This is a genomic window from Paraburkholderia caballeronis (assembly GCF_900104845.1).
GTDB classification, from domain to species: Bacteria; Pseudomonadota; Gammaproteobacteria; order Burkholderiales; family Burkholderiaceae; genus Paraburkholderia; species Paraburkholderia caballeronis.
This window is the reverse complement of record NZ_FNSR01000001.1, coordinates 991,524-1,017,134: the sequence shown is the minus strand read 5'-3', so window position 1 is coordinate 1,017,134 and position 25,611 is coordinate 991,524. Positions and strand designations below refer to the sequence as shown.

At 69.2% G+C, this 25,611-nt stretch carries 21 protein-coding genes; 11 read left to right on the top strand and 10 right to left on the bottom strand.

Annotated elements, in window-relative coordinates; genetic code table 11:
* The first annotated feature begins 137 nt into the window (after window positions 1-137).
* From mutL to BLV92_RS04420, 7 genes are all read left to right on the top strand, one after another.
* Entirely contained in the window at window positions 138-2,276 is a 2,139-nt protein-coding gene (gene mutL, locus BLV92_RS04455) for a DNA mismatch repair endonuclease MutL (RefSeq protein ID WP_090546826.1), read from the top strand.
* On the top strand, window positions 2,273-3,253 hold the full coding sequence (gene miaA, locus BLV92_RS04450; RefSeq protein ID WP_090542610.1) for a tRNA (adenosine(37)-N6)-dimethylallyltransferase MiaA: 981 nt from the start codon (window positions 2,273-2,275) through the stop codon (window positions 3,251-3,253). Before mutL ends, miaA begins: the two co-directional genes overlap by 4 nt.
* A gap of 627 nt (window positions 3,254-3,880) precedes the next feature.
* Window positions 3,881-5,287 (top strand): D-arabinitol 4-dehydrogenase, encoded by a 1,407-nt coding sequence (gene dalD / locus BLV92_RS04445; protein ID WP_090542608.1) that lies wholly within the window; start codon window positions 3,881-3,883, stop codon window positions 5,285-5,287.
* Window positions 5,288-5,495: 208 nt separating this feature from the next.
* Window positions 5,496-6,977, top strand: coding sequence for a xylulokinase (xylB, locus tag BLV92_RS04435; protein ID WP_090542603.1), 1,482 nt, complete (start codon window positions 5,496-5,498; stop codon window positions 6,975-6,977).
* A gap of 50 nt (window positions 6,978-7,027) precedes the next feature.
* Window positions 7,028-8,038, top strand: coding sequence for a sugar-binding transcriptional regulator (locus tag BLV92_RS04430; RefSeq protein ID WP_243843922.1), 1,011 nt, complete (start codon window positions 7,028-7,030; stop codon window positions 8,036-8,038).
* A gap of 122 nt (window positions 8,039-8,160) precedes the next feature.
* Window positions 8,161-8,994 carry an RNase A-like domain-containing protein gene (locus BLV92_RS04425; protein ID WP_090542601.1) on the top strand — a complete coding sequence of 278 codons (834 nt, stop codon included), beginning with the start codon at window positions 8,161-8,163 and terminating at the stop codon, window positions 8,992-8,994.
* Window positions 8,991-9,284, top strand: a complete 294-nt coding sequence (locus BLV92_RS04420; RefSeq protein WP_090542599.1) for a contact-dependent growth inhibition system immunity protein — start codon at window positions 8,991-8,993, stop codon at window positions 9,282-9,284. The genes BLV92_RS04425 and BLV92_RS04420 overlap by 4 nt, the downstream gene beginning before the upstream one ends.
* An 85-nt stretch (window positions 9,285-9,369) precedes the next feature.
* Here the strand turns inward: BLV92_RS04420 and BLV92_RS04415 are convergent, their stop codons facing one another.
* From BLV92_RS04415 to BLV92_RS04390, 6 genes are all read right to left on the bottom strand, one after another.
* Window positions 9,370-10,479: an ABC transporter ATP-binding protein gene (locus tag BLV92_RS04415; protein WP_090542597.1), complete on the bottom strand. Its 1,110-nt coding sequence runs from the start codon at window positions 10,477-10,479 to the stop codon at window positions 9,370-9,372.
* Between the two features lie 84 nt (window positions 10,480-10,563).
* The gene (locus BLV92_RS04410; RefSeq protein ID WP_090542595.1) at window positions 10,564-11,274 is read right to left on the bottom strand and encodes an HAD family hydrolase; all 711 of its coding nucleotides are present in this window, start codon (window positions 11,272-11,274) and stop codon (window positions 10,564-10,566) included.
* The gene (locus BLV92_RS04405; protein WP_090542593.1) at window positions 11,271-12,146 is read right to left on the bottom strand and encodes a carbohydrate ABC transporter permease; all 876 of its coding nucleotides are present in this window, start codon (window positions 12,144-12,146) and stop codon (window positions 11,271-11,273) included. The genes BLV92_RS04410 and BLV92_RS04405 overlap by 4 nt, the downstream gene beginning before the upstream one ends.
* Window positions 12,143-13,087, bottom strand: a complete 945-nt coding sequence (locus tag BLV92_RS04400) for a carbohydrate ABC transporter permease (RefSeq protein ID WP_090546824.1) — start codon at window positions 13,085-13,087, stop codon at window positions 12,143-12,145. The genes BLV92_RS04405 and BLV92_RS04400 overlap by 4 nt, the downstream gene beginning before the upstream one ends.
* Before the next feature lie 169 nt (window positions 13,088-13,256).
* Window positions 13,257-14,579, bottom strand: coding sequence for an ABC transporter substrate-binding protein (locus BLV92_RS04395; RefSeq protein ID WP_090542590.1), 1,323 nt, complete (start codon window positions 14,577-14,579; stop codon window positions 13,257-13,259).
* A gap of 71 nt (window positions 14,580-14,650) precedes the next feature.
* On the bottom strand, window positions 14,651-15,448 hold the full coding sequence (locus BLV92_RS04390; protein ID WP_090542588.1) for an L-iditol 2-dehydrogenase: 798 nt from the start codon (window positions 15,446-15,448) through the stop codon (window positions 14,651-14,653).
* 296 nt (window positions 15,449-15,744) lie between these two features.
* Between BLV92_RS04390 and BLV92_RS04385 the strand changes: the two genes are divergently transcribed.
* Genes BLV92_RS04385 through BLV92_RS04375 form a run of 3 tightly spaced genes read left to right on the top strand, consistent with a single transcriptional unit; the run spans window position 15,745 to window position 18,432 of the window.
* Window positions 15,745-16,683 (top strand): metal ABC transporter solute-binding protein, Zn/Mn family, encoded by a 939-nt coding sequence (locus tag BLV92_RS04385; protein WP_090542586.1) that lies wholly within the window; start codon window positions 15,745-15,747, stop codon window positions 16,681-16,683.
* Between the two features lie 11 nt (window positions 16,684-16,694).
* Complete coding sequence (locus BLV92_RS04380; RefSeq protein WP_090542584.1) at window positions 16,695-17,657, top strand: ABC transporter ATP-binding protein; 963 nt, start codon at window positions 16,695-16,697, stop codon at window positions 17,655-17,657.
* Window positions 17,650-18,432 carry a metal ABC transporter permease gene (locus BLV92_RS04375; RefSeq protein WP_090546822.1) on the top strand — a complete coding sequence of 261 codons (783 nt, stop codon included), beginning with the start codon at window positions 17,650-17,652 and terminating at the stop codon, window positions 18,430-18,432. The genes BLV92_RS04380 and BLV92_RS04375 overlap by 8 nt, the downstream gene beginning before the upstream one ends.
* Before the next feature lie 99 nt (window positions 18,433-18,531).
* On the opposite strand, the gene fghA is transcribed toward BLV92_RS04375, so the two are convergent.
* From fghA to BLV92_RS04360, 3 genes are read right to left on the bottom strand one after another with little or no spacing between them, the layout of a single operon-like run.
* Window positions 18,532-19,377 carry an S-formylglutathione hydrolase gene (gene fghA, locus BLV92_RS04370; protein WP_090542582.1) on the bottom strand — a complete coding sequence of 282 codons (846 nt, stop codon included), beginning with the start codon at window positions 19,375-19,377 and terminating at the stop codon, window positions 18,532-18,534.
* A 28-nt stretch (window positions 19,378-19,405) separates the two neighbouring features.
* Window positions 19,406-20,512, bottom strand: a complete 1,107-nt coding sequence (locus BLV92_RS04365; protein WP_090542580.1) for an S-(hydroxymethyl)glutathione dehydrogenase/class III alcohol dehydrogenase — start codon at window positions 20,510-20,512, stop codon at window positions 19,406-19,408.
* A 35-nt stretch (window positions 20,513-20,547) separates the two neighbouring features.
* Window positions 20,548-21,981, bottom strand: a complete 1,434-nt coding sequence (locus BLV92_RS04360; RefSeq protein WP_090542578.1) for a xylulokinase — start codon at window positions 21,979-21,981, stop codon at window positions 20,548-20,550.
* A gap of 492 nt (window positions 21,982-22,473) precedes the next feature.
* Between BLV92_RS04360 and BLV92_RS04355 the strand changes: the two genes are divergently transcribed.
* Entirely contained in the window at window positions 22,474-23,919 is a 1,446-nt protein-coding gene (locus BLV92_RS04355; RefSeq protein ID WP_090542576.1) for a nucleobase:cation symporter-2 family protein, read from the top strand.
* 167 nt (window positions 23,920-24,086) lie between these two features.
* On the opposite strand, the gene BLV92_RS04350 is transcribed toward BLV92_RS04355, so the two are convergent.
* Window positions 24,087-25,610, bottom strand: coding sequence for an efflux transporter outer membrane subunit (locus tag BLV92_RS04350; RefSeq protein ID WP_110332487.1), 1,524 nt, complete (start codon window positions 25,608-25,610; stop codon window positions 24,087-24,089).
* Between the last annotated feature and the right edge of the window lies 1 nt (window position 25,611).

Genomic DNA, 25,611 nt, shown 5'->3' with positions numbered 1-25,611 from the left:
GCACCGGGGCGAGAAGGGACGAGAAGCGCGATTGACCGCGCCATGATACCGAAAGTGCCGCGCGCCACGAAAAAACCGCCGGCCGCGCGGACTCCGCGTGCCGGGACGCGCAAGGTCGAATCGCTATAATGGCGCGCATGTCCTCGTACACCGATCCTGCCGCTCCCGGCGCCGCTTTGCCCGACGCCGTCCCTGCTCCATCGGACGCAAACGCAGCGGACGCAGGCCGCCCGGCCGCGCCGCAGCGTTTCGCGCAGCCCGCGCGCGCGATCCAGCCGCTGCCCGATCAACTGATCAGCCAGATCGCCGCCGGCGAGGTGGTCGAGCGCCCCGCGTCGGTCGTGAAAGAACTGCTCGAAAATGCGCTCGATGCCGGCGCGACGACACTGCGCATCCTGCTCGACGAAGGCGGCGTGAAGCGCATCTCGATCGCCGACGACGGCTGCGGGATTCCCGAACGCGAACTGCCGCTCGCGCTGATGCGGCACGCGACCAGCAAAATCCGCTCGCTCGCGGAACTCGAAAGCGTCGCGACGCTCGGGTTTCGCGGCGAGGCGCTCGCGTCGATCGCGTCGGTGGCCGAGATGTCCATCACGAGCCGCACCGCCGACGCGCCGCATGCCGTGAAGATCGACGCGCAGACCGGCGTGCTCGCGCCGGCGGCCGGCACCCAGGGCACGACGATCGAGGTGCGCGAGCTGTACTTCAACACGCCCGCGCGGCGCAAGTTCCTGAAGAGCGAGCAGACCGAACTCGGCCATTGCCTGGAGATGATCCGGCGCGCCGCGCTCGCGCGGCCCGACGTCGCGATCTCGGTGCTGCACAACGGCCGCGCGGTCGAGCACTGGAACGCGACCGAGCCGGCCGCGCGCGTCGCGAAGATTCTCGGCGAGACGTTCGCGACCGCGCACCTGCCGCTCGACGAATCCGCCGGGCCGCTCGCGGTGTACGGCTGCGCGGGGCTGCCGACCGCGAGCCGCGGCCGCGCGGACCAGCAGTATTTCTTCGTGAACGGCCGCTTCGTGCGCGACAAGCTGCTCACGCATGCGGTGCGCGCCGCGTACGAGGACGTGCTGCACGGCGACCGTTACCCGTCCTACGTGCTGTTCCTCGACCTGCCGCCCGAGTCGGTGGACGTGAACGTGCATCCGTCGAAGATCGAGGTGCGGTTCCGCGATTCGCGCTCGATCCACCAGTTCGTGTTCCATGCGGTGCAGCGCGCGCTTGCGCGGCACGCGGGCGCGTCGCCGGAGACAACGTCGGGCGGCCACGCCGCGCATCTCGAAGCGCGTCCGGCGGACGGCGCGGGTGGACTCGCGGGCGGTGCCGGCGGCACGGCGGGGTTCAGTGCGGGCGGATTCGGTTCAGGCGGTTCGAGCGGATTCGGTAGTTCAGGCGGCTTCGGTTCCGGCAGCTCGGGCGGCTTCGGTTCGGCTGCGCGCAGTAGCGGTTTCAGCGGCGGCGCAGGTTCCTCGGGAAGCGGCGGCGCCGGCAACACATGGCTGCGCCAGTCGCGGATGACCCAGGGCACGCTGCCGGTCGCCCAGCCGCTCGCGCTATACGACGCGTTGTTCGGCCGCAAGGACGTCGGCGCGGGCGCGTCGGATGGCGCGACGGCCGCGCAGGCCGACGGCGCCGCGTCGGCGCCGTTCGTCCCGCCGCCTTCCGCGCACGACTTCAACGCGGCCGACGATCATCCGCTCGGCTTCGCGCTCGGCCAGATCCACGGCATCTACGTGCTCGCGCAGAACGCGCGCGGCCTCGTGATCGTCGACATGCACGCCGCGCACGAACGGATCCTGTACGAGCAGTTCAAGCACGCGCTCGCCGAACGCTCGCTCGCGGTCCAGCCGCTGCTGATCCCGCTGCCGATGACGGCCGATCCGGTCGAGGTCGGCGTCGTCGACGAGGAGAAGGCGACGCTCGACGCGCTCGGCTTCGATCTCGCGGCGCTGTCGCCGACGTCGATCGCGATCCGCGCGGTGCCGGCGCTGCTGAAGGACGCGGACCTGCCCGCGCTCGCGCGCGCGGTGCTCGCGGACCTGCACGCGTACGGCGGCTCGCGCGTGCTGACCGAGCGCCAGCACGAGATGCTCGGCACGCTCGCGTGCCATCACGCGGTCCGCGCGAACCGCCGCCTGACGCTCGACGAGATGAACGCGCTGCTGCGCCAGATGGAAGCGACCGAGCGCGCGGACCAGTGCAACCACGGGCGGCCGACGTGGTATCAACTGACGCTCGCGGACCTCGACCGCCTGTTCATGCGCGGTCAATGAACCCGCCACCCGCTTCGCACGACGCGCTCGCCGTCGCGTGTCTGCTCGGCCCCACCGCGTCCGGCAAGACCGCGGCCGCCCTCGCGTTCGCGGGCCAACTGCGCGCGCAAGGCCGCGAGGTCGAGATCGTCAGCGTCGATTCGGCGCTCGTCTATCGCGGGATGGACATCGGCACCGCGAAGCCGTCGGCGGCCGAGCGCGCGGCGGTCGTCCATCACCTGATCGACATCGTCGATCCCGCCGACGCGTATTCCGCCGCCGACTTCCGCGCGGACGCGCTGCGCGCGACCGGCGAGATCGCGCAACGCGGGAACGTGCCGCTGCTGGTCGGCGGCACGATGCTGTACTACCGTGCGCTCACGCACGGACTCAACGACCTGCCGTCCGCCGATCCGGCCGTGCGCGCGGCGCTCGACGCGGACGCCGCGCGCGACGGCTGGCCCGCGCTGCACGCGCGGCTCGCGGCGGTCGATCCGGCGACGGCCGCGCGGCTCGCGCCGAACGACTCGCAGCGAATCCAGCGCGCGCTCGAAGTGTTCGTGCTGAGCGGACAGCCAATGTCGGCGCTGCTCGCCGCGCCCGTCGCACGCGACGACGACGCGGCGCGCTACCGCTTCGTGCCGGTCGCGCTGGAGCCGTCCGATCGCGGCGTGCTGCACGCGCGCATCGCGCGGCGCTTCGATGCGATGCTGGCCGCGGGTTTCCTCGACGAAGTGAAGGCGCTGCGCGCGCGCGGCGATCTGAACCCCGGGCTGCCGTCGATGCGCTGCGTCGGCTACCGGCAGGCGTGGGAATACCTCGACGGCGCGACCGACTACGACACGATGCGCGACAAGGGCATCTTCGCGACGCGTCAGTTGTGCAAGCGGCAGTTGACGTGGCTGCGGTCGATGCCGGAGCGGATCGTCGTCGACTGCTGCGCGGACGATGCGACGGAGCAGGCGGTGGCGGCGCTCACGCGGGTGATCGAACCGTAACGCTGCTGGCGCGTCGCGCTTCGACAAAAGCGGTGCGTCTCGCGCGCATCGGGACCGCGGTGCGGACGCACCGCGTCGCGCAACGAACGGCCGCATAGCTCCGCAGTACAGGCAGCCTGCGCGACAAAAGAGAAGCCGCAGCGATCCGTCGATGCCAGGCGCTAGCATCCTATGCCGCCGTTAGTCTCACGTTGTACGGCGCGTTCGCTGCCAGGCCCGGAATCAAGGTGCCGCGCCAGTGCTGCCGCTCGATCCATCGCCCGTCTTGCCGGTGTCGCTGGCGGACATCGACTCCAGATCGGCTGGCCCCGGACCATCCTCTGCAGCCCTACCCGCGTCGCGAGATCCCGCCGCCCCCGCCACGCTTTCGCCTTCAGCGCCGGTTTGTGCAGGACAACATCCCCGCTAACCCGCGCGCCGCCGAGCGTTCCGCCGATGCGCCCCCTTCCCCGCCCGCCGCACTGCGCCAATCAAACCGCCGTCCACCGCCTTGACTTTCGCCCGACCGAATACGATCATTCGTTCAATCGAAGAGCAATTGTTCCGGTCGCCGCGACATCGCGAAGCAGCCGGCCCCGACTACAGACGCGCATCCGACGCGCGCATCCCGCCTCTCAGGAGACATTGATGAACAGCGAACGCAGCGGCTCGCACGTGATCCTTCACATCGGCGCCGGGTCGTTTCACCGCGCGCATCAGGCGTGGTATCTGCATCGCGCGAACCTCGCGTGCGCCGACGCCGGCCCGCACTGGTCGCTGACCGTCGGCAACATCCGCGCCGACATGAACCCCGTGCTCGACGCGCTCGCCGCGCAACACGGCGTCTATACGCTCGAAACCGTGACGCCGGACGGCAAGCGCAGCTACGAGACGATCCGCTCGATCGACCGCGTGCTGCCGTGGTCCGCCGATCTCGGCCGGCTCGTCGACGCCGGCGCGGACCCGGCGTGCCGGATCATTTCGTTCACCGTGACCGAGGGCGGTTATTACCTCGACGAACACGACCGGCTCGACATCGCGAACCCCGACCTCGCCGCCGATCTGGGCGGCGCGCGCACGACGATCTACGGCGCGCTCGCGGCGATCCTCGACGCGCGCAAGACGCGCGGCGGCGGCCCGGTCACGCTGCAGACCTGCGACAACCTGCGCAGCAACGGCAGGCGCTTTCGCAACGGGATGCGCGAGTTCCTGACGCTGCGCGGCGCGACGCCGCTGCTCGACTGGTTCGACGCGAACACCGCATGCCCCGACTCGATGGTCGACCGGATCACGCCGCGCCCGACGCCGGACGTCCGCGAGCGCGTGAAGGCCACGACCGGCGTCGACGACGCGTGCCCGGTGATGGGCGAGGCGTTCATCCAGTGGGTGATCGAGGATCACTTCTGCGCGGGGCGGCCCGAGTGGGAGCGCGCGGGCGCGGAACTCGTCGAGTCGGTGATGCCGTACGAGGAAGCGAAGATCCGCATCCTGAACGCGACGCATAGCTGCATCGCGTGGGCCGGCACGCTGGTCGGCCTGTCGTACATCCACGAAGGCACGGTGGACCCCGACATCCGCCGCTTCGCGCACGACTACGTGACCGACGACGTGATCCCGTGCCTGACGCCGAGCCCGCTCGATCTCGCGCAGTATCGCGACGTTGTGCTCGACCGCTTCAGCAACCCGTACATCCAGGACACCAACCAGCGTGTCGCGGCGGACGGTTTCTCGAAGATCCCCGGCTTCATCGCGCCGACGCTCGCGCAGCGGATCGCCGCCGGCGCGACGCCGGCCGCCACCGCGATGCTGCCCGCGCTGTTCTTCCGCTTCCTCGAACGCTGGAACGAAGGCGCTCTGCCTTACACGTACCAGGACGGCGTGATGGACGCGGACGCGGTGCGCCGGATGTTCGCGGCCCCCGACCCGCTCGCGGTGTTCTGCGCGGACAAGCTGCTGTGGGGCGGCCTCGCGGGCAGCGCCGCGCTCGGCGGCGCGCTGCGCGATGCGCTCGCGCGCGTCGACGCATGGCTCGCGGCGCGCCACGCCCGCGCATGACGAACGCGGCGCGCGCCGGCGTCGTCCGGCCGCCGCGCACGAACCCTGCCGCGCATGCGTCGTCCGGCGCCGCGCGGCGCCTCCCTTCCACGCGTTACGAAGCCGCCGCCGCGCATCGCGGCGCGGCCCCCCGGGTCGCCGCGCATGGCGCGGCGGCGCGCGCGCGGCTAAAGTAGCGCATCCCAACGACGAAGGCTTGACGCCCACCATGTACCTCGGCATCGACCTCGGCACGTCCGAAGTGAAAGTCCTGCTGCTCGCGGCCGACGGCCGCGCGATCGGCACCGCCGGCTCGCCGTTCACCGTGTCGCGCCCGCATCCGCGCTGGGCCGAACAGGACCCGCAGGATTGGTGGGAAGGCACGCGCCGCGCGCTGCACGCGCTGCGCGAACGGCATCCGGACGCCTTCGCGCAGGTGCGCGGCATCGGCCTGTCCGGCCAGATGCACGGCGCGGTGCTGCTGGACGCGCGCGACAACGTGCTGCGCCCCGCGATCCTGTGGAACGACATGCGCGCGGTCGACGAATGCACGCAACTCACCGACCGCGCGCCGCAACTGCACCGGGTCGCCGGCAATCTCGCGATGCCCGGCTTCACCGCGCCGAAGCTGCTGTGGGTCGCGCGCCACGAGCCGCGGATTTTCCGCGACACCGCGTGCGTGCTGCTGCCGAAGGACTACCTGCGCCTGAAGCTGACCGGCGGCAAGGTATCCGACCCGTCGGATGCGGCCGGCACGCTGTGGCTCGATGTCGCGAAACGCGACTGGTCCGACGCGCTGCTCGACGCGTGCGGGATGACGCGCGCGCAGATGCCGTCGCTCGCGGAAGGCAGCGCGCCGTCCGGCACGCTGCTGCCCGAGGTCGCCCGCGAATTCGGCCTGCGCGAGAACGTGATCGTCGCGGCCGGCGGCGGCGACAACGCGACCAGCGCGATCGGCATCGGCGCGACGCAGCCCGGCGACGGCTTCGTGTCGCTCGGCACGTCCGGCGTGCTGTGCGTGGTCGGCGACCGCTTCCGGCCGAACCCGGCGTCGGCCGTGCATGCGTTCTGCCACGCGATTCCGAACCGCTGGCACCAGATGAGCGTCGTGCTGTCCGCCGCGAGTTGTTTGCGCTGGGTCTGCAAGCTCGCATCGACCGACGAGCCGACGCTGCTCGCCGAAGTCGCCGCGCTCGCGCCCGACGCGCTCGACGACGCGCCGCTGTTCCTGCCGTATCTGTCCGGCGAGCGCACGCCGCACAACGACCCGTTTGCGCAGGGCGTGTTCTTCGGCCTCACGCATGCGACCGACCGCGCGCTGCTCGGTTACGCGGTGCTCGAAGGCGTGACGCTCGCGCTGACCGACGGCCTCGACGCATTGCGCAGCGCCGGCACCGAGGTCAGTGCGCTGTCGATGCTCGGCGGCGGCGCGCGCAGCGCGTACTGGTCGCAACTGGTCGCGGACGCGTTCCTGACGCCGACGCGCCAGCACGGCGGCGGCGAAACCGGCGCGGCGCTCGGCGCGGCGCGGCTCGGCTGGCTCGCGGCGGGCGGCTCGCCGGCCGACGTGCTGACGAAAGCGCCGGTTGTCGCCGAATACACGCCGGACGCGGAGCGGCACGCGGCGCTGCGCGAGCGGCTCGAACGCTTCCGCGCGCTGTACCGGCACGTGCGGCCGCTGTACGAGCCGTCGCGCGAGCGGCTTGCGTAAGCACCGCGCCGCACGTCCTCCGTCGATCACGCCATTGCAGGGCCAACACCGTGTCCAGGTCCAACGAAAAACTCGATCTCGCCACCCGCGCCGCGTGGCTCTATTACGTCGCCGGCAACACGCAGAACGAGATCGCAGAGAAGCTCCAGGTGTCGCGGCCGGTCGCGCAGCGGCTCGTCGCGTTCGCGGTCGAGAAGAACCTGATCCGCGTGCGCGTCGATCACCGGCTCGCGGACTGTCTCGCGCTCGCGGATCAGTTGTCGAAGCGTTACGGCCTCGCGATGTGCGAGGTCGTGCCGGTGGACAGCGACAGCGCGGACGAGATCGACCGCAAGCTCGCGGTCGCGGGCGCGCAGGTGATGGAGCGTTATCTGTCCGAGGAGCGGCCGATGGTGATCGCGGTCAGCAGCGGCCGCACGCTGAAGGCGGCCGTCGATCAGATCGCGCAACTCGAACGGCCGCAGCACCGGCTCGTGTCGATGGTCGGCGCGATCGCGCAGGACGGTTCGTCGAACCGCTACGACGTCGCGCTGCACATCTCCGAAAAGACCGGCGGCAAGCACTTCCTGCTGCCCGCGCCGCTGATCGCCGATAACGAGGCCGAGCGCGCGCAGTGGTGCAATCACCGGCTGTACCGGATCGTCGAGTCGCTGTCCGGCGACGCCGACGTCGCGTTCGTCGGGATCGGCAACATGGGCCTGAATTGCCCGCTGCACGAGGACGGCTTCATCACGTCGGCCGAGGTGCGCGAGCTGATGCAGCTGGGCGCGATCGCGGAGATGCTCGGGCTGCCGATCGACGCGAACGGCCAGCGGATCGACTCCGCGACCGGCCGGCGCGTGACGAGCGTGCGGCTCGACTCGCCGCCGAAGCGGCCGACGATCGGCTTCGCGGGCGGCGAGCGCAAGCGCGATGCGGTGATCGCCGCGCTGCGCGGCGGCTGGCTGTCCGGGCTCGTGACCGACGAGCAGTCTGCGCGCGCGGCGCTCGCGGCGGAGGACGCGCAGGCGACGCCGAAGAAAACCGCCCGGCGGAGCACGACGGACCCGCTGCCGCGTTGACGCGACACGCGGGCGGACGTTCGTTCGTCCGCACTCGACGCAGAATCATCCATCGCCCATATCGCGGTCCCTGATCGCCTGGCAGCATCGAAGCCCTCTCAATCCGTAGCGGGGGCTTCCGCATGGCACAGGCCGATGACCGGGACGGCGTGCGCGTCGTACTGAGCGCAGCGCAACTCGCGGCGGTGCTCGGCCGCCAGTCGATCAACCAGGCCGAGATGCTTTCCAACCGGCTTTGGGGCGGGTTGCAGATCGTCGGCGGCGTGCTGGAAATGGTCGGCGCGGGCGCGCTGTGCGTGCTGCCCGAACCGACGCTGGCGAGCAAGGCCGGCTGCATCGTGTTCGGCGCGCACGGCTCGGATACGGCGGCGGCGGGCTGGCGGCAGGTCTGGACTGCTCAGGATACGGACACGCTGACGCAGCGCGGCGCCGCGAAGCTGGCCGAAGCGATGAACGCGAGCCCCGACCTCGCGAGCCGCATCGGGCTGTCGCTCGATATCGCGGTGCCGTTCGGCTTCGCGGGCTCGATCCGCGCGGCGCGCGCGGCACGGGTCACGCTGGGCCGCATCAGCCTCGACATGCACGAGGCGAAAGCCGGCAGCCGCGTTGGAGGGCATACGCTGCGCAAGCATGTCGGGCGGACCGAGGCGCAGTTGCTGGAGCGGTTACGATTGGAGCCGAAACGAGACGTGGTGTCGTCGTTCCGGAACTTGCAGGCGGCGGAATGGGCAATTTCCAGAGTGATGGAATCGAATGCCTTGGCAATCAGGAACTGGTCTCGGACAAATCCGATGCGCCCGCTGGTTCTGGAACTGGACGTCGGAAAAAAAGTCGGCTATGGCATCCCGAGAGCAACGGGAAAACTCAAGGACATGAGCGTAGTTCGGGTCGTACTTGCATTCGAACGACATAACGGAATGCCCTACTACATTCTTACGTCGTACCTTCCGAAATGATCGACCAGCAATCGTATCCCCAATTCCACACACTGTTCGGCGCGTATCTCAATCAGGATTCCGACTATTGGGGGGACACGTTGGAGGAAGTGGTGTCGTGCTTCAAAAGGGATAGCTCGCACGGAGAAATCGAGGACACGCTAAGCGAGATATCGAAGTTCAAAAAAGAAGCCGGAAAAAACCTCGACGAAGTCTTTTACGCGTTATACGGACACGATTTCAATCCGAAACTTTGGGGCTACACAACCGCTTCCTTTCTGGAGGAGCTGAAGGGTCTGCTGGCCGGTTAGCCGTCGCTGCACGAGCAGTCATACGGCCAGGCCATCCTGCCCGCACGACCGCCCAACGACGCCACGCAGCCGCGCCGCCCTCACCTCAAGCCGCCAGCACCTCGACAATCTTCCGCTCGAACGCGATCCCGTCCGCATCGAACAGATGGCAATGATCGGCCGTCGCGCCAAGCTTCAGCGATTCGCCGCGCTCGTGCCGCTCCAGCGGCGGAATCCGCGCGATCAACCCATCCGGCGCGACCGCGCAGTCCGCGTACAGATACGCGGCGTCGCCGAGCGATTCGACCGCCATCGTGCTCGCCGCGACGCCGGATTCGGCCGTCACCGCATGCAGATGCTCGGGCCGGATGCCGACCGTCACCTTGTCGCCCTCCTTCGCGCGCCCCGGCTCCACCGCGACCTTCTGCGTCTCGCCGGTCGCATAACGGACCAGCACGCCGTCGCCCATCACCTGCTGCACGACGCCGTCGAGGAAGTTCATCTTCGGCGAACCGATGAAACCCGCGACGAAGCGGTTCGCCGGCGCGTGATACAGCCGCGCCGGGCTGCCGACCTGCTCGACGTTGCCGGCCGACAGCACGACGATCTTGTCCGCGAGCGTCATCGCCTCGACCTGGTCGTGCGTCACGTAGATCATCGTCGTCTTCAGCTCGTCGTGCAGCCGCGCGAATTCGAGGCGCATCTTCACGCGCAGCGCGGCGTCGAGGTTCGACAGCGGTTCGTCGAACAGGAACACCTTCGGCTTGCGCGTGATCGCGCGGCCGATCGCGACGCGCTGCCGCTGGCCGCCGGACAGCTGCTTCGGCTTGCGGTCGAGCAGATGATCGATGTGCAGGATCTTCGCGGCGTTCTTCACGGCCGCGTCGATCTCCGGCTTCTTCGCGCCGGCGAGCTTCAGCCCGAACGCCATGTTGTCGTACAGCGTCATGTGCGGATACAGCGCGTACGACTGGAACACCATCGCGATGCCGCGCTTCGCGGGCGGCACGTCGTTCATCCGCGTGCCGTCGATCAGCAACTCGCCGCCGCTGATGTCTTCGAGGCCCGCGATCATCCGCATCAGCGTAGTCTTGCCGCAGCCGCTCGGGCCGACGAACACGACGAACTCGCCGTCCGCGATGTCGAGGTTCACGTCGCGCAGCACTTCGGTGTCGTCGTAGCGCTTCAGCACGTTTCGCAGGATCACGCTTGCCATGATGTGTCTCCTTTCATTGCGGCGCGGCCGGCAGGGCTTGCGCCGCGTTGCTGCTGTTGTTTCGATTGCGTGCGCTCCGCCCGCTCAATGCGAGCCGACCGCCGCGTTGCGCATCCGCTGCGCGATCAGTTCGGGCAGCGCGTCCATCTGGTCGAACACGTCGCTCGCGCCCGCGTCGCGCAGCGCGAGCGCATGCGCGTGGCCGATGTGCGAGCCGCCGACGAAACCGAGCACCGTCATCCCGGCCGCGTGCGCGGCGGTGACGCCGGCGACGCTGTCCTCGACGACGACGCACGCGGCCGGCTCGACGCCCAGGCCGCGCGCGGCCGCGAGATACACGTCCGGCGCGGGTTTCGGCCGCTCGACGAGATCCGCGCAGTACACGCGGTCGCCGAAGAACGCGACGAGGCCGGTGCGGTCCAGCACCTGGCGCACGACCGCGGTGTAGCTGTTGCTCGCGCACGCCTTCGTCAACGCGATCGCGCCGAGCGCCTCGGCGACGCCTGGGAACAGCGGCGCTTCCATCGCGGACGATTCCGCCACCGCGCGGATCGCGGCGACATCGTCGGCGCCCAGCGTGCGCCCGAGTTCGGCCGCCGCGCCGGCGAGCACGCGCTCGATGCGCTGGCCGAGCAGCGGCATCACGACCGGCCCGACCTGCGCGCCGGGCCAGCGCGCTTCGAGTTCCGCGACGAGCACGCGCGCGGCCACTGCCTCGCTGTCGATCAGCACGCCGTCGCAGTCGCAGATCAGCGCGCGGATCACCGCCGTGTTCGCTCCCGTCGCTCCCGTCATTTGACCGCTCCGAACGTGAGGCCGCGCACCAATTGCTTCTGCGACAGCCAGCCGACGATCAGCACCGGCGCGACCGCGAGCAGCGACGCCGCCGACAGATTCGCCCAGAACAGCCCTTCGGGACTCGAATACGACGCGATGAACACGGTCAGCGGCGCGGCGTTCGAACTCGACAGGTTGATGCTCCAGAACGCCTCGTTCCACGACAGGATCACGAGCAGCAGCGCGGTCGACGCGAGGCCCGGCACCGCCATCGGCATCAGCAGGTAGACGATCTCCTGCCACGTCGCCGCGCCGTCGATGCGGCCGGCTTCGAGAATGTCGCGCGGAATCTCGTTGAAGTACGTGAACGCCATCCACACCGCGATCGGCAGGTTGATCAGCGTGTACACGATGACGAGGCCGGACACGGTGTCGAGCAGCCCAGCGTTCTTCCACAGCAGGTAGATCGGCACGAGCACGCCGACCGACGGCATCATCTTCGTCGACAGCATCCACAGCAGGATCTTCTGCGTGCGGCGGGTCGGGAAAAACGCCATCGCATACGCGGCCGGCACCGCGAGGATCAGGCACACGATCGTCACGCCGGCCGAGATCAGCACCGAGTTCCACGCGAACGCGAAGTAGTTGCTGCGCGCGAACACCTCGCGGAAGCTGTCGAGCGTCGGCATGAAGAAGAGCGTCGGCACGTAGGCCTGCTGCTCGGTCTTGAACGCGGTGATCGTCATCCAGAAGATCGGGAAGAACAGCGCCAGCGCGATCAGCCACGCAAGAATGCCCGGCAGCGCGCGGCCCGCCAGCGCGAACCACGACGAGCGGTTCACCGCGTCCGGCGAATTGGGGGCTTCGGTCGAAGCAGCAAGCTGGCTCATTTTTCGTACTCCCCTTTCAGGTTCCGCGCGAGCATCCGCACGAGGAAGAACGACACGATGTTCGCGAGCACGACGGCAAGAATGCCGCCCGCGGACGCGAGCCCGACGTCGAACTGCTGCAGGCCGAGCGAGTAGATCAGATACGTGAGGTTGGTCGTCGCGTTGCCGGGGCCGCCGCCGGTCGTCGTGTAGATTTCCGCGAAGATCGACAGCAGGAAGATCGTCTCCATCATCACGACCACCGCGATCGCGCGGCGCAGGTGCGGCAGCGTGATGTAGAAGAACATCGCGAACGGCCCGGCGCCGTCGATGCGCGCCGCTTCCTTCTGCTCCTGGTCGAGCGACTGGATCGCGGTGAACAGGATCAGGAACGCGAACGGCAGCCACTGCCACGCGACGATCGCGATCACCGCGCCGAGCGGATATTCGGCGAACCAGTCGATCGGCGTGAGCCCGACCGCGCGCATGGCGACGGCGACGAGTCCGTACACCGGATGCAGGATCATGTTCTTCCAGATCAGCGCGCTGACGGTCGGCATCACGAAGAACGGCGCGATCGCGAGCAGGCGCGCGATGCCCTGCCCGTAGAACTTGCGGTCGAACAGCACCGCCATCAGCACGCCGCCGACCACCGTGATGACGAGCACCGACACGATCAGTTGGAGCGTGTGCACGATCGACGGGATGAACGACGGATCGGTCGCGAGGTAGCGGTAGTTGTCGAAGCCGGCGAAACCCTTCAGGTCGGGGTTCAGCAGGTTGTAGCGCGTGAACGAATACCAGATCGTCATCGCGAGCGGGATCGTCATCCACAAGAGCAGCACGGCGACGGACGGCGAGACGAGCCAGCGCGACGCGGAACGCCGCTCCTCGACGAGTTGCGCGGGCTTGCCGCGATCGCGGCTGGGCGCGGACATCAGGGGGGGATGGAGATGACGCATGATCGTGACCACCTGTTCGGTTACGCGAGCGCGCGGCGGGACAAACGGCGCGCGTTCGCGTCGCCGCTGCCGGTCCGGCACGGGATGAGCCGGACGCCGCCGCGGCAACTGCGGTTACGGCAAGCGGGGCGCGCGGCGGCGCATCGCGCGCCGCCCGCGTCGCACCACGTTACTTCTGATAACCGGCCTGCGCAACGGCCCGGTCGGCCGCCGCGTTGCCCGCGGCGAGCGCCTGGTCGACGCTCATCTGCCCGGCGACCGCGCCAGCGATGCTCTGGCCGACCACCGTGCCGAACGACTGGAACTCCGGGATGCCGACGAACTGCACGCCCGTGTACGGCACCGGCTGCGCGGTCGGATGGTTCGGGTCGGCGGTCGTGATCGCCTTCAGCACGAAGTCGGAGAACGGCGCGGCCTGCCTGTACTCGGCGCGCGCGTAGGTGGACTGCCGCGTGCCGGACGGCACCGACGCCCAGCCTTCATCCTTCGCGACCAGTTCGACGTAGTCCTTCGACGTCGCCCATTCGATGAACTTCTTCGCCGCGTCCTGCGACTTCGACGACTTCGGGACCGCGAGCGCCCACGTCCACAGCCAGTGCGAGCCGTTCGGCGTCACCGCGATCGGCGCGGCCGCGAAGCCGATCCTGTCGGCCACCTGCGACTGCTGCTTGTTGTACAGGATGCCGGCGGCGACGGTCGCGTCGATCCACATCGCGCACTTGCCCGACGACATCAGCGTCAGGTTCTCGTTGAAGCCGTTCGAGCTGGCTCCCGGCGGCCCGTCCTTCTTCAGCAGATCGACGTAGAAGCCGACCGCCTTCTTCCATTCCGGCGTCGTGAGCTGCGCGTGCCACTTCTCGTCGAACCAGCGTCCGCCGAACGTGTTCACGACCGTCGACACGTACGCCATGTTCTCGCCCCAGCCCGCCTTGCCGCGCAGGCAGATGCCGTAGGTGCCGGCCGCCTTGTCGGTCAGCTTGTCGGCGAACTGCGCGATCTGGTCGTAGGTCGGCTGGTCGGGCATCTTCAGGCCCTTCGCCGCGAACAGGTCCTTGCGGTAATAGGTCATCGAGCTTTCGACGTAGAACGGCAGCGCATACAGCGTGCCGTTGTACGACAGGCCGTCGCGCGCGGTCTTCACGACGTCGTTCAGGTCGTAGCTCGCGGCCAGGTTCGTCATCGGCGACAGCCAGCCGCGCTTGCCCCACTGCGGCGCCTCGTATGCGCCGATCATCACCACGTCGAACTGGCCGCTGTTGGTCGTGATGTCGGTGGTCGCGCGCTGGCGCAGCACGTTCTCTTCGAGGATCACCCAGTTCAGCTTGACGCCCGGATTCGCCTTCTCGAACGCCGGCGCCAGCTTCTTCAGCTCGATCATGTCGGGATTGTTCAGCATCGCGATCGTGACGGTCTGCGCGAATGCGCCAGATGCCGCGAGCGTGACGGCTCCGGCGCCCAGTGCGCGGATCGCCGTCTTGAAGGCTGGTTTCATCGCTTGTCTCCTGTTGTGTGCTGCGTTATGTGCTGGCGGTGGGCTGGCCGGCGCGGCGACCCCGCGCGCGCTCAGTTCATCCAGTTGCCGCCGTCGACGTTCAACGTCTGGGCGGTGATGTAGTCGGCATCCGCCGACGCGAGGAACACGGCGGCGCCGGTCAGGTCGGCGGGGACGCCCATCCGGCCGAGCGGCACCGCTTCGCCGACGAGGCGCTTCTTTTCGCCGACGGGCCGGTGTTCGTAGCGCGCGAACAGCGCGTCGACTTCTTCCCACATCGGGGTGTCGACGACCCCCGGTGCGATTCCGTTCACGTTGATCCGGTGCGGCGCGAGCGCCAGCGCGGCCGACTGCGTATAGCTCAGCACCGCGGCCTTGGTCGCGCAATAGTGCGCGACGAGCGCCTCGCCGCGCCGCCCGGCCTGCGACGCCATGTTCACGATCTTGCCGCCGCCGCCCTGCTCGACCATCCGGCGCGCGGCCGTCTGCATCAGGAAGAACATCCCCTTCACGTTGACCGAGAATAGCCGGTCGTACACATCCCAGGATTCGTCGAGCAGCGGCCGCATGTCGAACAGCGCGGCGTTGTTGAACAGGATGTCGATGCGGCCGAAGCGTTCGACCGTGGTGCCGACGATGCGCTCGATGTCGTCGCGGCGCGTGACGTCGGCGCCAAGCGCGAGCACGCGGCCCGGATACGCGGCGGCCAGTTGCGGCGCGATGCCGTCCGCCGGCTTCACGTCGACGAGCGCGCAGCGCGCGCCCTCGTCCAGATAACGGCGGGCGACCGCCTCGCCGATGCCGCTCGCGGCGCCGGTCAGCAGCGCCACCTTGTCCTGCAAACGTCCTGCCGCCGGGTGTTGGGCCACGGGGTCGTCTCCGGTTCGTCCACGTCGTCGCGCGGGGTGGCGTCGATTGAACGAACGCCCATCTCGCGAACAATTGCTCTATTTGTGGTCGAATGATCGGATACACGACCGGCCCTGTCAAGGCGGGTAACGAGATTTCGATGGTGCAGCGCGCAAGCTCGCCGGGTTTCTTGCGACTCGCCCAAAATCTTCGCTACGTTATATCATTTCGCCTTCGCGAATCCGCACGGGCGACCGCCGCGTCGCTGCGGCCGCCCGAACCCGCCGGACCATCTACTCGAACGAGGATAGAAACGATGAACACGCTGCTTCCCGCGTCGCGCCCGCTGCGCCGCGCCGCCCGCCGGCTCGCCGCCGCCCTGGCCGTCGCAACCACCGCCGCCTTCGGCTTCTCGACCGCCGCGCGCGCGCAGGACGCGCCGGTGCCGGTCGTCGCGGCCGAGAACTTCTACGGCGACGTCGTGAAGCAGATCGGCGGCTCGCACGTCGCCGTGACCAGCATCCTCAGCAACCCGGACCAGGACCCGCACCTGTTCGAGGCGAGCCCGAAGACCGCGCGCGCGCTTCAGCACGCGCGCATCGTCGTGTACAACGGCGCGGACTACGACCCGTGGATGGAGAAGCTGCTCGGCGCGAGCCAGGCAACCGGCCGCACGACGATCGTCGCGGCGAACCTCGTCGGCAAGAAGGCCGGCGACAATCCGCACCTGTGGTACGAACCGGACACGATGCCGGCGGTCGCGCGCGCGGTCGGCGCGGCGCTCGCCGCGGCGGACCCCGCGCACAAGAGCGTGTACGATGCGAACCTTGCGACGTTCATCGCGTCGCTGCAACCGATCGACGCGAAGGTCGCCGCGCTGCGCTCGCGCTATCATGGCGCCCCGGTGACGGCCACCGAGCCGGTGTTCGGCTACATGGCCGACGCGATCGGCCTCGACATGCGCAACCTGCGGTTCCAGCTCGCGACGATGAACGACACCGAAGCGAGCCCGTCGGACATCGCCGCGTTCGAACGCGACCTGCGCGAGCGGCGCGTGCGCGTGCTGATCTACAACAGCCAGGCGACCGAGGCGCTGACGCGCCGGATGCTCGGCCTCGCGAAGCAGTCGAAGGTGCCGACGATGAGCGTCACCGAAACGGAACCGGAGAACACCCGCTTCCAGCAATGGATGCTGACGCAGCTCGACGCGCTGGACCACGCGCTGGCGGCGAGCGGCGCGGCAACGAATCAATAAGGAAACACTTCATGACAGCGGCTGGCTCGACAGCCTCCGGCCATCCGGATCGACAGCACGCCACCGGGAATGCCTCGCCGCGCCGTCACGCGCAGACGCCGGTGCTGACGCTCGCCGGCGTCACGCTCGCGCTCGGCGAACGCACGATCCTGCGCGACGCGAACCTCGCGGTGAACCAGGGCGAATTCATCGGCGTGCTCGGGCCGAACGGCGCGGGCAAGACCACGCTGATGCGCGCGGTGCTCGGCCTCGTGCCGGCCGCGCAGGGGGCGATCCGCGTGCTCGGCGAGCCGGTCGTGCGCGGCAACCCGGCGATCGGCTACATGCCGCAGATCCGCACCGCGCTCGCGAGCCGCCGCGTGCGCGGCCGCGACTTCGTTGCGATGGCCGCCGACGGCCATCGCTGGGGCCTGCCGCTCGCGAACGACGCGGTCCGCCAGGACGTCGCGCGCGTGCTCGACCTGGTCGGCGCGAGGGCGCTCGCGGACCGCCCGCTGTCCGAGCTGTCGGGCGGCGAGCGCCAGCGCCTGCTGCTCGCGCAATGCCTGCTCGGCGACCCGAAGCTGCTGCTGCTCGACGAGCCGCTGATCTCCCTTGATCCGAACCACCAGCGCGGCGTCGTCGAACTGGTGCGGCGCGTGCAGCGCGAACTCGGCATTGCGGTGCTGTTCTCCGCGCACGAGCTGAATCCGCTGCTGAACGCGCTCGACCGCGTGCTGTACCTCGGCAACGGCGTCGCCGCGCTCGGCGGCGTCGACGAGGTGATCACGTCGCCGGTGCTGTCGCGGCTGTACGGCGCGCCGATCGACGTGATGCGCGTGAACGGCCGCATCTTCGTGATGTCCGGCGGCGTCGAGATCGAGAAACACGACCACGAACATGAACACGATCATGCCCACGGGCACGATCACACGCACGGCCACGCGCCGCGCGGCGGCAATGCACACGGACACGGCCACACGCACGATGCTTGAATACGATTTCATGGTGAACGCCTTCGCGGCGTCGGGCATCGTCGCGGTGCTCGCGGGCATCGTCGGTTATTTCCTCGTGCTGCGCGGACAGACGTTCGCCGGCCATGCGCTGTCGCACGTCGGCTTCACCGGCGCGACCGGCGCGGTGCTGATCGGCATCTCGCCGATCTGGGGGATGGTCGGCTTCACGCTCATGGCCGGCGTGTCGATGGGCGCGCTCGGCGAGAAGCTCGCGGGCCGCGACGTCGCGATCGGCGTGACGCTGTCGCTCGCGCTCGGCTTCGGGCTGCTGTTCCTGCATTTCTTCACGTCGTATGCAACGCAGGTGACCGCGCTGCTGTTCGGCAACGTGCTCGGCGTGAGCCGCGATACGCTCGGCGTGCTCGCCGCGCTCGCGGTCGCGAGCCTCGCGGCGCTCGCGGCGATCATGCGGCCGCTGCTGTTCGCGTCGCTACAGCCGGAACTCGCGGAAGCGAAAGGCGTGTCGCTGCGGCTCGTGTCGGTGCTGTTCCTCGCGATCGCCGCGCTGGCGGTCGCCGCGTGCACGCAGATCGTCGGCGTGCTGCTCGTGTTCACGCTGATGGTCGGCCCGGCCGCCGCCGCGCAGAACCTGACGACGCGCCTGTCGGCCGGGCTCGTGCTCGCCGCCGCGCTCGCGCTTGCGCAGGCGTGGCTCGGCGTGACGCTCGCGTACTACACCGACTGGCCGACGAGCTTCTGGATCACCGCGCTCGCGGCGCTCGTGTATGGCGCGAGCCTGATCGGGCGGAGATAGGCGGGCGCCCCGCTCGACCGGTCAAGCCGATAAAAAAGGCGTTGCGCGGGGTTCACGCAACGCCTTTTGCTTTTGAAGCGGAACCGCTCCGCTACGTCGCTACTTCGACAACACCCGCGCGTGATGCGCGATGTGATCCCCGACGAACGTCTGGATGAAGAAGTAGCCGTGGTCGTAACCGTCGTGACGGCGCAGCGTCAGCGGCTGCCCCGCCGCGCGGCACGCGGCCTCGAACACGTCCGGGTTCAGCTGGTTCGCCAGGAACTGGTCCGCAAGCCCCTGATCGACGAGGATGCCCTCGTCGAACCGGCGCGACGCGTTCACGACCAGTTCGCTCGCGTCGTACTGCTTCCACGCTTCGCGATCGTCGCCGAGATAACCCGAAAACGCCTTCTCCCCCCACGGACAGCGCGTCGGCGCGGCGATCGGCGCGAACGCCGACACCGAGCGATACACGTCGGGATTGCGCAGCGCGAGCGTCAACGCGCCATGTCCGCCCATCGAATGCCCGAAGATGCCGAGCCGGTCGCCGTCCACCGGCAGGTTCGACGTCACCGCGTCGCGCAGTTCGTCGCGCACGTACGAGTACATCCGGTAGTGCGTCGACCACGGCGCGCGCGTCGCATCGACGTAGAAACCCGCGCCGACGCCGAAGTCCCACGCATCCGTCTCGCCTGGCACGCCCGCGCCGCGCGGGCTCGTGTCCGGCGCGATCAGCGCGAGGCCGTGCTGCGCGGCGTAACGCTGCGCGCCCGCCTTGATCGGGAACGTCTCCTCGGTGCAGGTCAGCCCCGCGAGGTAGAACAGCCCCGGCACGCGGCCCTCGTCCGCTTGCGGCGGCAGGAACACCGAGAACCGCATCGGCAAACCGATCGTCTTCGACTCGTGACGGTAGATCCGCTGCACGCCGCCAAAACACGCGTGCTCCTCGACTATCTCCAGCATCGTGCGCCTCCGTTTCGGTTCGGGCGGGTCAGTACAGCACCACCGAGCGAATCGACTCGCCCTTCTTCATCAGGTCGAAGCCGTCGTTGATCTTGTCGAGCGGCAGCGTGTGCGTAATCAGGTCGTCGATGTTGATCTTGCCTTCCATGTACCAGTCGACGATCTTCGGCACGTCGGTGCGCCCGCGCGCGCCGCCGAACGCCGAGCCCTTCCACTCGCGGCCCGTCACCAGCTGGAACGGCCGCGTGCTGATCTCCTCGCCCGCCGCCGCAACGCCGATGATGAACGACTGCCCCCAGCCCTTGTGGGTGCATTCGAGCGCCTGGCGCATCACCTTCACGTTGCCGATGCATTCGAACGAATAGTCCGCGCCGCCGTCGGTCAACTGCACGATGTGATCGACGACGTTCTCGACCTCGTTCGGGTTGATGAAGTGCGTCATCCCGAACTTCTTCGCGAGTTCGACGCGCTTCGGGTTGAGGTCGACGCCGATGATCTTGTCCGCGCCGACCATCTTGGCGCCTTGAATCACATTCAAGCCGATGCCGCCGAGCCCGAACACGACGACGTTCGCGCCCGCCTCGACTTTCGCCGAATAAACGACCGCGCCGACGCCGGTGGTCACGCCGCAGCCGATGTAGCAGACCTTGTCGAACGGCGCGTCCTCGCGGATCTTCGCGACCGCGATTTCCGGCACGACGATGTAGTTCGAGAACGTCGAGGTGCCCATGTAGTGGAACAGCGGCTTGCCGTCGAGCGAGAAGCGCGACGTCGAATCCGGCATCAGCCCCTTGCCCTGCGTCGAGCGGATCGCCTGGCACAGGTTCGTCTTGCGCGACAGGCAGAACTTGCACTGGCGGCACTCGGGCGTGTAGAGCGGAATCACGTGGTCGCCCTTCTTCAGCGTACCGACGCCGGGACCGACATCGACGACGATGCCCGCGCCTTCATGGCCGAGGATCGCCGGGAAGATGCCTTCCGGGTCCGCGCCGGACAGCGTGTAGTAGTCGGTGTGGCAGATCCCCGTTGCCTTCACCTCGATCAGGACTTCGCCCGCGCGCGGGCCTTCGAGATCGACTTCCTCGATGGTCAACGGCGCACCGGCCTTCCATGCGACGGCTGCTTTGGTTTTCATCTTCGAATGCTCCTGTGAGTCGCCAAGAAATGGGGTTAGGCGGCCGCGAACCAGCTTCGCACGCGGCCGTACAAATCGATAAAACGCGTGTAGCGCCGCGCGAGCGCCGCATCGCGCGACGGCAGTGCAACGGGTGACGACGCGGGTGCGAGCGCCGCGAGATCGCCGCTGCGCCAGTGTCCGCACGCGAGCCCGCCGAGCAGCGCCGCGCCGCGCGCCGCCGCGTTCGGGCAATCGAGCGCGTAAAGTTCGACGTCGAGCGCATCGGCGAGCAGTTGCCGCCAGCGCGGATCGACGGAGCCGCCGCCCGCGAGCTTCAGCGTCGTCACGTCGACGCCGCCCGCCCGGATCGCGTCGAGGCCCGCGCGCAACGCGAACGCAACGCCTTCGAACGCGGCGCGCATCAGCGTGCCGCGCGTGTCGCCGAGACCCGCGCCGAGCCAGCCGCCGCGCGCGGCCGGATCGAGCCACGGCGAACGCTCGCCGCTCAGATACGGCAGGAACGCGAGCGTAGCGGACGGTTCGGCCGCGAACGCGTCATCGTACGCGCCGCGCCAATCGTACGACAGCCAGCCGCGCGCCGCTTCGAGCGCCACACCGACGTTCTGCATCGCGGCCATCGTGTACCAGTGGCCGGTCGCCGCGCGATAGCGATGCAGCCCGCGCACCGCAACCGGCTCGCCGCGCGACGTGACGACGATCTGGCCGCCGCTGCCGGTCGTCAGCAGCGCGTCGCCGTCGTCCGCGAGGCCGCTGCCGAGCGCCGCGCACGGCGTGTCGCCCGCGCCGGTCGCGATCGCGATGCCGGGCGGCAGACCCAGCGCCTCGGCCGCCTCGATCGACAACGCGCCCGCCTGCCCGAACGACGGCGCGAGCGGCACGAACCAGTGCGGCGGCAGACCGAGGCGCGCGATCAATGCGTGATCCCACTCGCCGTCCGGCGCGGCCAATGCGGTCGCGCACGCGTCGGACGGATCGGCGAGCGCCGCGCCGCCGAGCGCGACGCGCAGCCAGTCCTTCGGCTGCAGCGCGTAACGGGCGGCGGCCGCAACGGCCGGCTCGTGCCGCGCGACCCAGCGCAGCAACGGCCCCGCCATGCCCGGCGAAACCGGATTTGGCTGCGGCTGCGGCCATGCGTCGAGCAGCGCGAGCGCGCGCGTATCGGGCCACAGCAGCGCGGGACGCAACGCCTGACCCGCGGTGTCGGTCAGCACGACGCCGTGCATCTGCCCGGACAGGCCGATTGCGCGCACCGCCGCGCGTTCATCGGCGGGCAGTTGCGCGGCGGCTTCGCGCAGCGCGTCCCACCAGCGTTCGACCGCGATCTCGGCCCAGCCCGGCTGTGGCGTCTCGAACCCATAAGCGGCGCTCGCGGCCGCGCGCTCGACGCCGCGCTCATCGACGACCGCGAGCTTCAGCGAACCGGTGCCGAGATCGATGCCGAGAAAACGCGCGGACGATGGGCTCATGAACGACGTCGGTGGCGGATGAAAACGGCATCATACCGGCGTCTACGCATAACGTGACATCGCAGGGCGGTGACGCGCCAACCGCAGGCATTCGCGGGTTAACCCGGCCAGTTGCAACGGCACGCAAAAATGACCGCATGCGCGACGCGGCATACACACCATAAACGCTGCGATACGCGAAGAAAACGACCGCGACGCCCCGCACGCTAACGCCGTCGCGCGTCGCCCAGACGGCTCGCACCTCGCGCCGACTGCCTGGCAGCAGGCCCCCGCTCCCCCTCGCGGGCAATCCGTATGCGCCTCTGCCCCGACCGGATACAGCGCGCCTGACCACCCGCTTCGCATCGCCACGATGCGCGACGACGCACCGGCCGGCGCGTTCGCATATCGCCCCCGGAAACCATGGAATAGGCCCCAGCGGTCTTGTTGCGCATTTTCGTCCGGCCTACCTTGGACCTCACTTTCTGACGCGAACGACCGGAGGCTGACGACATGCAAACGACGGGCAACGATACCCATGCGGTCCACCCGTGCGACGCCCGGCTGCCGGCCGGGCAACTGCTGACGCTCGGCGTCCAGCACGTGCTGGTGATGTACGCGGGCGCGGTCGCGGTGCCGCTGATCGTCGGCGGCGCGCTGAAGCTGCCGAAGGATCAGGTCGCGTTCCTGATCAGCGCGGACCTGTTCTCGTGCGGAATCGCGACGCTGATCCAGACGCTCGGCGTGTGGATCTTCGGCATCCGCCTGCCGGTCATCATGGGCTGCACGTTCGCGGCAGTCGGGCCGATGATCGCGATCGGCACGAATCCGTCGCTCGGCCTGCTCGACGTGTTCGGCGCGACGATCGCGGCCGGCGCGATCGGCATCGTGCTCGCGCCGATGATCGGCAAGCTGCTGCGCTTCTTTCCGCCGGTCGTCGTCGGCACCGTGATCGCGGTGATCGGGCTGTCGCTGATGCAGGTCGGCATCAACTGGGCGGCCGGCGGCGTCGGCAATCCGGACTACGGCAACCCGGTCTACCTCGGGCTGTCGCTCGCGGTGCTCGCGCTGATCCTGCTGATCAACCGCTTCGGGCGCGGTTTCGTCGCGAACATCTCGGTGCTGCTCGGCATCGTCGCGGGTTTCGCGGCCGCGCTCGCGCTCGGGCGCGTGAACCTCGACGGCGTGACCGCCGCGCCGTGGGTCGGTTTCGTGATGCCGTTCCACTTCGGGATGCCGCACTTCGATCCGCTCGCGATCGCGACGATGGTCACCGTGATGTTCGTCACGTTCATCGAATCGACCGGCATGTTCCTCGCGGTCGGCGACATGGTCGAGCGTCCGGTCGACCAGCGCGCGCTCGTGCGCGGGCTGCGCGTCGACGGGCTCGGCACGCTGATCGGCGGCGTGTTCAATTCGTTCCCGCACACGTCGTTCTCGCAGAACGTCGGGCTGATCGGCGTGACCGGCGTGAAAAGCCGCTACGTGTGCGCGACCGGCGGCGCGCTCCTCGTCGCGCTCGGGCTCTTTCCGAAGATGGCGCAGACGGTCGCGTCGGTGCCGCCGTTCGTGCTCGGCGGCGCGGGCATCGTGATGTTCGGGATGGTCGCCGCGAGCGGGATCAAGGTGCTCGCGAAGGTCGACTTCGTGAAAAACCAGCACAACCTGTTCATCGTCGCGGTGAGTATCGGCCTCGGGCTCGTGCCGGTCGTGTCGCCGCCTTTCTTCGCGAGGCTGCCCGCCGCGCTGTCGCCGCTGCTGCATAGCGGGATCCTGCTCGCGTCGGTGTCGGCGGTCGTGCTGAACCTCGTGTTCAACGGCGTGAGCCGAGAAAGCGCGGCGCGGCGGGCGATCCGCCGCGCGGGACGCGACTTCGACGGACGTCATGCGGCGCCGGACGGTAGCGACGACGGCACGCGCGAAGCGGGTCAGGAGATGCCGCAAGCGGCGATGCGGTGATTCGTGCGTCGGTGCCTGGACGCTGTGCGCCAGGCACCTGGGCATCACCCGTCTCCGCGAACGGTATCCGCCATCCGCTACGCCAGGCAATAAAAAAGCGCCACGGTCTCCCGTGGCGCTTTCCGCTTGCGATGCCGCCGTAACGGCCGACAGCCGCGTCGCGTCGATCAGCCCGCCGATGCCGGCGCCGAAGCCGCGACCGGTGCGCTCGCCGCGCCGTAATCGACCGGCGCGTCGGCCGGACGCGGCGTGTCGCCCGCGTGCTCGATCCACCCGCCGCCGAGCGCGCGATACAGGTCGACGAGGTTCGACAGCCGCGCGAGCCGCGCCGAGATCAACTCCTGCTGCGCCGCGTACAGGTCCGTCTGCGCGGTCAGCACCGACAGATAGCTGTCCACGCCGTTGCGGTAACGCAGGTCCGACAGGTCGAGCCGACGCTGATTCGCGAAGGTGTTGCGCTCCAGCGCCGCGATCTGCTGGTCGTACGTGCCGCGCGCGGCAAGCCCGTCCGCCACTTCGCGGAACGCCGACTGGATCGCCTTCTCGTAGTTCGCGATCTCGATGCGCTTCTGCACGTGCGCGAGATCGAGGTTCGCGATGTTCTGGCCGCCCTCGAAGATCGGCAGCGCGATCTGCGGCGCGAAACTCCACGCGGCGGTGCCGGCCTTGAAGAGGCCGCCGAGCGTCGGGCTGGCGGTGCCGAACGCGCCGGTCAGCGAGATCTGCGGGAAAAACGCCGCGCGCGCCGCGCCGATGTTCGCGTTCGCCGCGAGCAGCGTCTGTTCGGCTTCCATCACGTCCGGACGGCGCGTCAGCAGATCGGACGGCAAGCCCGCCGGCACGTCCGTCAGCAGATCCTGCGAATCGAGCTTTTGTCCCGCCGGCAGATCCGCCGGCAGCGGTTCGCCGATCAGCAGCACGAGCGCGTTCTCCGCCTGCGCGCGCGCGCGTTCCTGCGCCTGCAGGTTCGCCTGCGCGGTCTCGACCACGGTCTGCGCCTGGCGCAGATCGAGTTCGCTGCCGGTGCCGTTGTCGAACTGCAGCTTCGTGATGTTGTACGACTCCTGCGCGGTCTTCAGCGTGTCGCGCGTGACCGTCAGCAGGTCGTCGTCGGCCAGCATCGTCAGATACTGGTCGGCGACCTGCGACACCAGCGAGATTTCCGCCGCCTTGCGCGCCTGCGCGGTCGCGAAGTATTGCGCGAGCGCCTCGTCCTTCAGGCTCTGCACGCGGCCGAACAGGTCGAGTTCCCACGACGCGGACAGGCCGACGTTGTAGGCCCGCGAGATCAACGGCCCGCCGGTCGACGAAACGCCGGCCGGATAACGCTGGATCGAGCCCGAACCGACGCCGTCGAGCGTCGGCAGCAGTTCCGCGCGCGTGATCTGGTACTGCGCGCGCGCGGCCTCGATGTTCAGCACCGACACGCGCAGGTCGCGGTTGTTCTTCAGCGCGATCGTCACGAGCTGCTGCAGGCGCGGATCGACGAAGAAGTCGCGCCAGCCGATGTCCGTGGCCGCCGCGCCGTTCGCGCTGCGGCCGCCCGCGCCGACGGCCGGCTGCGTGCCGTACACGCCGCCCTGCGGGAACGCGGACGACACCGGTGCGTCCGGGCGCACGTACTTCGGCGCCATCGTGCAGCCCGCGGCGAAGAGCGCGGCGGCGACTGCGATTACCGAATGTTTAAGCATC